General features: G+C 71.4%; 7 protein-coding genes. 6 read left to right on the top strand and 1 reads right to left on the bottom strand.

Features of this window, described 5'->3' with window-relative positions; all coding sequences use genetic code 11:
• Positions 1 to 71 precede the first annotated feature (71 nt).
• The gene (locus tag VR44_RS14290) at positions 72 to 761 is read left to right on the top strand and encodes an HNH endonuclease family protein (protein WP_045947856.1); all 690 of its coding nucleotides are present in this window, start codon (positions 72 to 74) and stop codon (positions 759 to 761) included.
• Here VR44_RS14290 and VR44_RS14285 read toward each other — a convergent pair.
• Positions 755 to 1,471 (bottom strand): DUF2470 domain-containing protein, encoded by a 717-nt coding sequence (locus tag VR44_RS14285; RefSeq protein WP_045947855.1) that lies wholly within the window; start codon positions 1,469 to 1,471, stop codon positions 755 to 757. The two genes, VR44_RS14290 and VR44_RS14285, sit on opposite strands and share 7 nt — an antisense overlap.
• Before the next feature lie 259 nt (positions 1,472 to 1,730).
• On the opposite strand from VR44_RS14285, the gene rpsD reads away from it, so the two are divergent.
• The 5 genes from rpsD to ruvX all read left to right on the top strand — a co-directional run.
• On the top strand, positions 1,731 to 2,342 hold the full coding sequence (gene rpsD / locus VR44_RS14280) for a 30S ribosomal protein S4 (protein ID WP_007263048.1): 612 nt from the start codon (positions 1,731 to 1,733) through the stop codon (positions 2,340 to 2,342).
• A gap of 189 nt (positions 2,343 to 2,531) precedes the next feature.
• Complete coding sequence (locus VR44_RS14275; protein WP_045947854.1) at positions 2,532 to 2,960, top strand: DUF948 domain-containing protein; 429 nt, start codon at positions 2,532 to 2,534, stop codon at positions 2,958 to 2,960.
• A gap of 8 nt (positions 2,961 to 2,968) precedes the next feature.
• Positions 2,969 to 3,313, top strand: a complete 345-nt coding sequence (locus VR44_RS14270; protein WP_045947853.1) for a DUF6167 family protein — start codon at positions 2,969 to 2,971, stop codon at positions 3,311 to 3,313.
• A complete protein-coding gene (gene alaS, locus VR44_RS14265; protein WP_045947852.1) occupies positions 3,313 to 5,982 on the top strand; it encodes an alanine--tRNA ligase in 2,670 nt (889 codons plus the stop codon). The genes VR44_RS14270 and alaS overlap by 1 nt, the downstream gene beginning before the upstream one ends.
• Positions 5,983 to 5,984: 2 nt before the next feature.
• On the top strand, positions 5,985 to 6,162 hold a 178-nt coding region (gene ruvX, locus VR44_RS14260), incomplete at its 3' end, for a Holliday junction resolvase RuvX (RefSeq protein ID WP_045947851.1).

The following is a 6,162-nucleotide window of genomic DNA, read 5'->3' as shown; positions in this document are numbered from 1 at the left end:
GGGACTCCGCTCCGCGCAGCGGCCGTCGTGTCGGGCGGCCGGGCGGCGAGTCCGGGCCTAGGGTCCGGGGCATGGGACCCCGTGCGCTGGTCGTCGTCGCGGCAGCCGCGCTGCTGGTCGGCGGGTGCCACCACCAGGACGCCACCCCGCCCCCGGCAAGGATCCCGCTCATCGGGCAGGGGTTCCCCCCGGACGCGGCCACGGCACGGACCGAGCTCAAGGGGCTCAAGGTCGAGTGGGGCCGGAACTGGGAGAGCTACGAGCGCGAGGCCTTCGGCCGGTACTGGTCCGACGACACCGACGGCGTCGGCGGCCGCAACGGGTGCGACACCCGCGACGACGTGCTCCGCAGGGACCTGTCCGAGCTCCGTCAGGGGGACCGCAACCCCTGCGTGGTCGTCTCCGGGGTGCTCCAAGACCCCTACACCGGCAGGGAGCTCCCGTACTCCTACCGCCGCGCCTCGCAGATCGAGACCGACCACGTCGTCGCGCTCGGCGCCGCCTGGCGGGCGGGGGCGTACGCGTGGACGCCCGCGCGCAGGCTGGAGTACGCCAACGACCTCGACGTGCTGCTCGCCGTGGACAAGCGGACCAACCAGGACAAGGGCAGCAGGACCGCCGACAAGTGGCGGCCGCCCCGGCGGGCGTACTGGTGCGAGTACGCGCGCCGCTACACCGGGATCAAGGCCAAGTACGGCCTCTCCGTGACCCCGCCGGAGAAGACGGCGCTGGAGGAACTGCTCGGCACCTGCCCTCAGTGAGCGGCGGCGGCGAACAGGGAGCGCAGGGCGCGGCGCAGGCCGCACACGTCCGTGACCGGCTCGGGGAAGTCGAAGCGGGCGTCGAAGGCGGCGAGGCCGGGCCCGCGGGTGAAGCGGACGCGCAGCCCGAGCCGGTCCAGGGCCAGCGGGACCGGGGTCAGCCCGGCCGCCTCCCGGGAGCCCAGCAGCCCGCACAGGCCGGCGAGGCGGTCGGGGTGGACGGAGGCGAGGTGCTGCAGGAGCTCCGCCTCGTGGGCGGTCATCGGGTCGGGCCCGGCCGCCGCCAGTTCCTCCGGGTCCACCCGCTCGGCGCCCCACAGGTCGTCCACGGAGACCTCGCCGACCTCCAGGCGCAGCAGCATCCAGGCCGGCCGGCCCGGGTGGAGGGCGTCGAGGGATTCCGTCAGCCCGAGCAGCTCGCCCACCGGGTGGCGTTCGGCCATGAGCGCCGCGCAGGGGGCGCGGTCGTCGCCGCGGACCGGGGTCAGCCACCCGGCGAGCCGGGCGCGGCCGCGTATACGATGGGGGACGGACACCGGCGCCACGTCCGTGATCTCGATCACGGCGGGGAGGTCGTCGTCCTGGGCGTGAGCGGCGGCCCTGGCCGCCGCGGATTCCCCTGGCACAAGGAGAATCACGTCCCCGTCCGGGGCGACGGTCCGAGCGGCCGGCGCCCCTGTCCCGCACTCCTGCTGGTCACGGGTCCACACCTGGTCACGAGCACCCGGCAGCGTGAGGGATACTGAGGCGTTGGACTCTACGAGGGTTCGTACGCGTTCGGCTCCGGTGAGCTGCCGAACGCCTTCCCTGGGACGCGGCTGACCTTGCTTATCGTCGGCGCAAGCGGATTCTGTTTCGTCTGGATCCGAACTGCGTTGCGCACTGGGCAGGGGGATCCCATGTGGTCGAGACATTACGTCCTCCTCGCTAAGGTAAGCCTCACCTAACTTACATGGAGGTAGGTTCCCCGTGAACCAGAAGCGACCCAAGGTCAAGAAGTCTCGTGCCCTCGGCATCGCCCTGACGCCGAAGGCCGTCAAGTACTTCGAGGCCCGCCCCTACCCGCCGGGCGAGCACGGCCGTGGCCGCAAGCAGAACTCGGACTACAAGGTCCGTCTGCTCGAGAAGCAGCGTCTGCGCGCCCAGTACGACATCTCCGAGCGCCAGATGGCCCGCGCGTACGACCGCGCGAAGAAGGCCGAGGGCAAGACGGGCGAGGCGCTGGTCGTCGAGCTCGAGCGTCGTCTGGACGCCCTGGTCCTGCGTGCCGGCATCGCCCGCACCATCTACCAGGCCCGCCAGATGGTCGTCCACGGCCACATCGAGGTCAACGGTGGCAAGGTCGACAAGCCGTCGTTCCGCGTGCGTCCCGACGACGTCATCACGGTTCGCGAGCGCAGCCGCGAGAAGCACCCCTTCCAGGTCGCCCGCGAGGGTGGCTACGCCGGTGAGGGTGAGACCCCGCGTTACCTGCAGGTCAACCTGAAGGCCCTGGCCTTCCGCCTCGACCGCGACCCGAACCGCAAGGAGATCCCGGTCATCTGCGACGAGCAGCTCGTCGTCGAGTACTACGCCCGCTGATCCAGCGGCCGTAGCCACTCACAGGCTGGTCCGGCCCGCCGTCCCCTCCGGGGGCGGCGGGCTTTGCCGTATCCGGGGGAGCGGCACCGGAATCCGGTTCTGCGGCGGATCTCCGGCGCGATAGGGTCGGAGCAGACTTACCAGCAGACTTAACCCGTCGGGTTTCCAGATTTCAGGAAGCGGTGCAACGTGTCCGGTGGAGAGGTGGCCGGGATCATCGTGGCCGTCTTCTGGGCCATCCTGGTCTCCTTCCTCGCAGTGGCGCTGGCCAGGCTCGCCCAGGTGCTCAGGGCCACCACCAAGCTCGTGGCCGAGGTCACCGAGCAGGCCGTCCCGCTGCTGGCCGACGCCTCGACGACCGTCCGCTCCGCGCGCACCCAGCTCGACCGGGTCGACGCCATCGCGAGCGACGTCCAGGAGGTCACCTCCAACGCCTCCGCGCTGTCCTCCACCGTCGCCTCCACCTTCGGCGGCCCGCTCGTCAAGGTCGCGGCCTTCGGCTACGGGGTGCGCAGGGCCATGGGCAGGACCGGCGCGGAAACCGAGCGCACCCCCCGGCGCACCGTGATCGTCGGCCGTACGGTGCCGGATCCGCGGCGCCGCAAGCAGAAGGGCTGAGACCTCCGATGTTCCGCCGAGCCTTCTGGTTCACCGCCGGCGCCGCCGCCGGCGTCTGGGCCACCACCAAGGTCAACCGCCAGCTGAAGAAGCTGACGCCGGAGAGCCTCGCGGCCCAGGCGGCCGACAAGGCCGTGGAGGCGGGCCACCGCCTCAAGGACTTCGCCCTCGACGTCAAGGCGGGAATGACGCAGCGCGAGGACGAGCTGAACGACGCACTGGGTCTGACCCACGACCCCGACCGGCCCGACAACGTCACCGCCCTCCCCGGGCCGCGGCGGCTGCGGGCCATCGGACCCGACAGCACCACCCACCGATCGAATCTCTCGTACAACCGGAATGAGGACCACTGATGGAGTCGGCTGAAATCCGCCGCCGCTGGCTGAGCTTCTTCGAGGAGCGCGGTCACACCGTTGTCCCTTCGGCGTCGCTCATCGCGGACGACCCGACTCTGCTGCTGGTGCCCGCGGGCATGGTGCCGTTCAAGCCCTACTTCCTGGGTGAGACCAAGCCGCCCGCTCCCACGCTGACCAGCGTGCAGAAGTGCGTCCGCACCCCGGACATCGAAGAGGTCGGCAAGACCACCCGCCACGGCACGTTCTTCCAGATGTGCGGGAACTTCTCCTTCGGGGACTACTTCAAGGAAGGCGCCATCAAGTACGCCTGGGAGCTGCTCACCAGCTCCGTGGCGGACGGCGGCTACGGCCTGGAGCCCGAGAAGCTCTGGATCACGGTCTACCTCGACGACGACGAGGCCGAGGCCATCTGGCGCGACAAGATCGGCGTCCCGGCCGAGCGCATCCAGCGCCTGGGCAAGAAGGACAACTTCTGGTCCATGGGCGTCCCCGGCCCCTGCGGCCCCTGCTCCGAGATCAACTACGACCGCGGCCCCGAGTTCGGCGTCGAGGGCGGCCCGGCCGTCAACGACGAGCGGTACGTGGAGATCTGGAACCTCGTCTTCATGCAGTACGAGCGGGGCGCCGGCGACGGCAAGGAGGACTTCCCGATCCTCGGCGACCTCCCGTCGAAGAACATCGACACCGGCCTCGGCCTCGAACGCCTCGCGATGATCCTGCAGGGCGTGCGGAACATGTACGAGACCGACACCCTCCGCGTGGTCATGGACAAGGCCACCGAGCTCACCGGCGTCGCCTACGGCGCCGCCGACCACTCGGACGTCTCCCTGCGCGTGGTCGCCGACCACATCCGCACCTCGACCATGCTCATCGGCGACGGCGTCACCCCCGGCAACGAGGGCCGCGGCTACGTGCTGCGCCGCATCATGCGCCGCGCCATCCGCAACATGCGCCTCATGGGCGCCACCGGCCCGGTCGTCCGGGACCTGATCGACGTGGTCATCGAGACGATGGGGCAGCAGTACCCGGAGCTCATCACCGACCGCAAGCGCATCGAGACCGTCGCCATCGCCGAGGAAGCCGCCTTCCTCAAGGCCATCAAGGGCGGCACCAACATCCTCGACACCGCCGTGACCGAGACCAAGGCCGCCGGCGGCACGGTCCTCTCCGGCGACAAGGCGTTCCTGCTCCACGACACCTGGGGCTTCCCGATCGACCTCACCCTGGAGATGGCCGCCGAGCAGGGCCTCTCCGTGGACGAGACCGGCTTCCGCCGCCTGATGCAGGAGCAGCGCGACCGCGCCAAGGCCGACGCCAAGGCCAAGAAGACCGGCCACGCCGACGTCTCCGCCTACCGCGAGATCGCCGACGGCTCCGGCGCCACCGAGTTCACCGGTTACGCCACCAACCAGGGCGAGGCCACCATCGTCGGCCTCCTGGTCAACGGCGTCTCCGCGCCCGCCGCCTCCGAGGGCGACGAGGTCGAGGTCGTCCTCGACCGCACCCCCTTCTACGCCGAGGGCGGCGGCCAGCTCGCCGACCAGGGCCGCATCAAGCTCGACACCGGTGCCGTCATCGAGGTCCGCGACGTGCAGCAGCCCGTCCCGGGCGTCTCCGTCCACAAGGGCTCCGTCCAGGTCGGCGAGGTCACGGTCGGCGCCTCCGCGTACGCCGCCATCGACGTCAAGCGCCGCCGGGCCATCGCCCGCGCCCACTCGGCCACCCACCTGACGCACCAGGCGCTGCGCGACGCCCTCGGCCCGACGGCTGCCCAGGCCGGCTCCGAGAACAGCCCCGGCCGCTTCCGCTTCGACTTCGGCTCGCCGAACGCCGTCCCCGGCACGGTCCTCACCGACGTCGAGCAGAAGATCAACGACGTGCTCTCCCGCGAGCTCGACGTCACCGCCGAGATCATGAGCATCGACGAGGCGAAGAAGCAGGGCGCCATCGCCGAGTTCGGCGAGAAGTACGGCGAGCGCGTCCGCGTCGTGACCATCGGCGACTTCTCCAAGGAGCTGTGCGGCGGCACCCACGTCGGCAACACCGCCCAGCTGGGTCTGGTGAAGCTGCTCGGCGAGTCCTCCATCGGCTCCGGCGTGCGCCGCGTCGAGGCCCTCGTCGGCGTGGACGCCTACAACTTCCTCGCCAAGGAGCACACGGTCGTCGCCCAGCTCCAGGAGCTGGTCAAGGGCCGTCCGGAGGAGCTGCCGGAGAAGATCGCCTCCATGCTCGGCAAGCTGAAGGACGCCGAGAAGGAGATCGAGAAGTTCCGCGCGGAGAAGGTCCTCCAGGCCGCCGCCGGTCTCGCCGCCGGCGCCCAGGACATCCGCGGCGTCGCCCTCGTCGTCGGCCAGGTGCCGGACGGCACGGGCGCCGACGACCTGCGCAAGCTGGTCCTGGACGTCCGCGGCCGCATCCCCGGCGACCGCCCGGCCGTCGTCGCGCTGTTCACCGTGGCGAACGACCGCCCGCTGACCGTCGTCGCCACCAACGAGGCGGCCCGCGAGCGCGGCCTCAAGGCCGGCGACCTGGTCCGCACCGCCGCCAAGACCCTCGGCGGCGGCGGTGGCGGCAAGCCGGACGTGGCCCAGGGCGGCGGCCAGAACCCGGGCGCCGTGCCCGAGGCCATCGCCGCGGTCGAGCGCCTCGTCGTCGAGACGGCCTGACGATGAGCCTGCGCCGCGGCCGCCGACTGGCCATCGATGTCGGAGACGCCCGGATCGGGGTCGCCTCCTGCGACCCCGACGGGGTGCTGGCCACGCCGGTGGAGACGGTCCCGGGCCGGGACGTCCCGGCCGCCCACCGGCGGCTGCGGCAGCTCGTCGCGGAGTACGAGCCCCTCGAAG

Source organism: Streptomyces katrae (assembly GCF_000966975.1).
Taxonomy (GTDB): domain Bacteria; phylum Actinomycetota; class Actinomycetes; order Streptomycetales; family Streptomycetaceae; genus Streptomyces; species Streptomyces katrae.
Note: the sequence above shows the minus strand (reverse complement) of the source record. Positions and strands in the feature narration are given on the sequence as shown.

What these genes read in the sequence shown, in the direction of transcription:
- VR44_RS14290 (WP_045947856.1), top strand. Translation starts at nt 72, where the DNA reads ATGGGACCCCGTGCGCTGGTCGTCGTCGCGGCAGCCGCGCTGCTGGTC.
- VR44_RS14270 (WP_045947853.1), top strand. Translation starts at nt 2,969, where the DNA reads ATGTTCCGCCGAGCCTTCTGGTTCACCGCCGGCGCCGCCGCCGGCGTC.
- alaS (WP_045947852.1), top strand. Translation starts at nt 3,313, where the DNA reads ATGGAGTCGGCTGAAATCCGCCGCCGCTGGCTGAGCTTCTTCGAGGAG.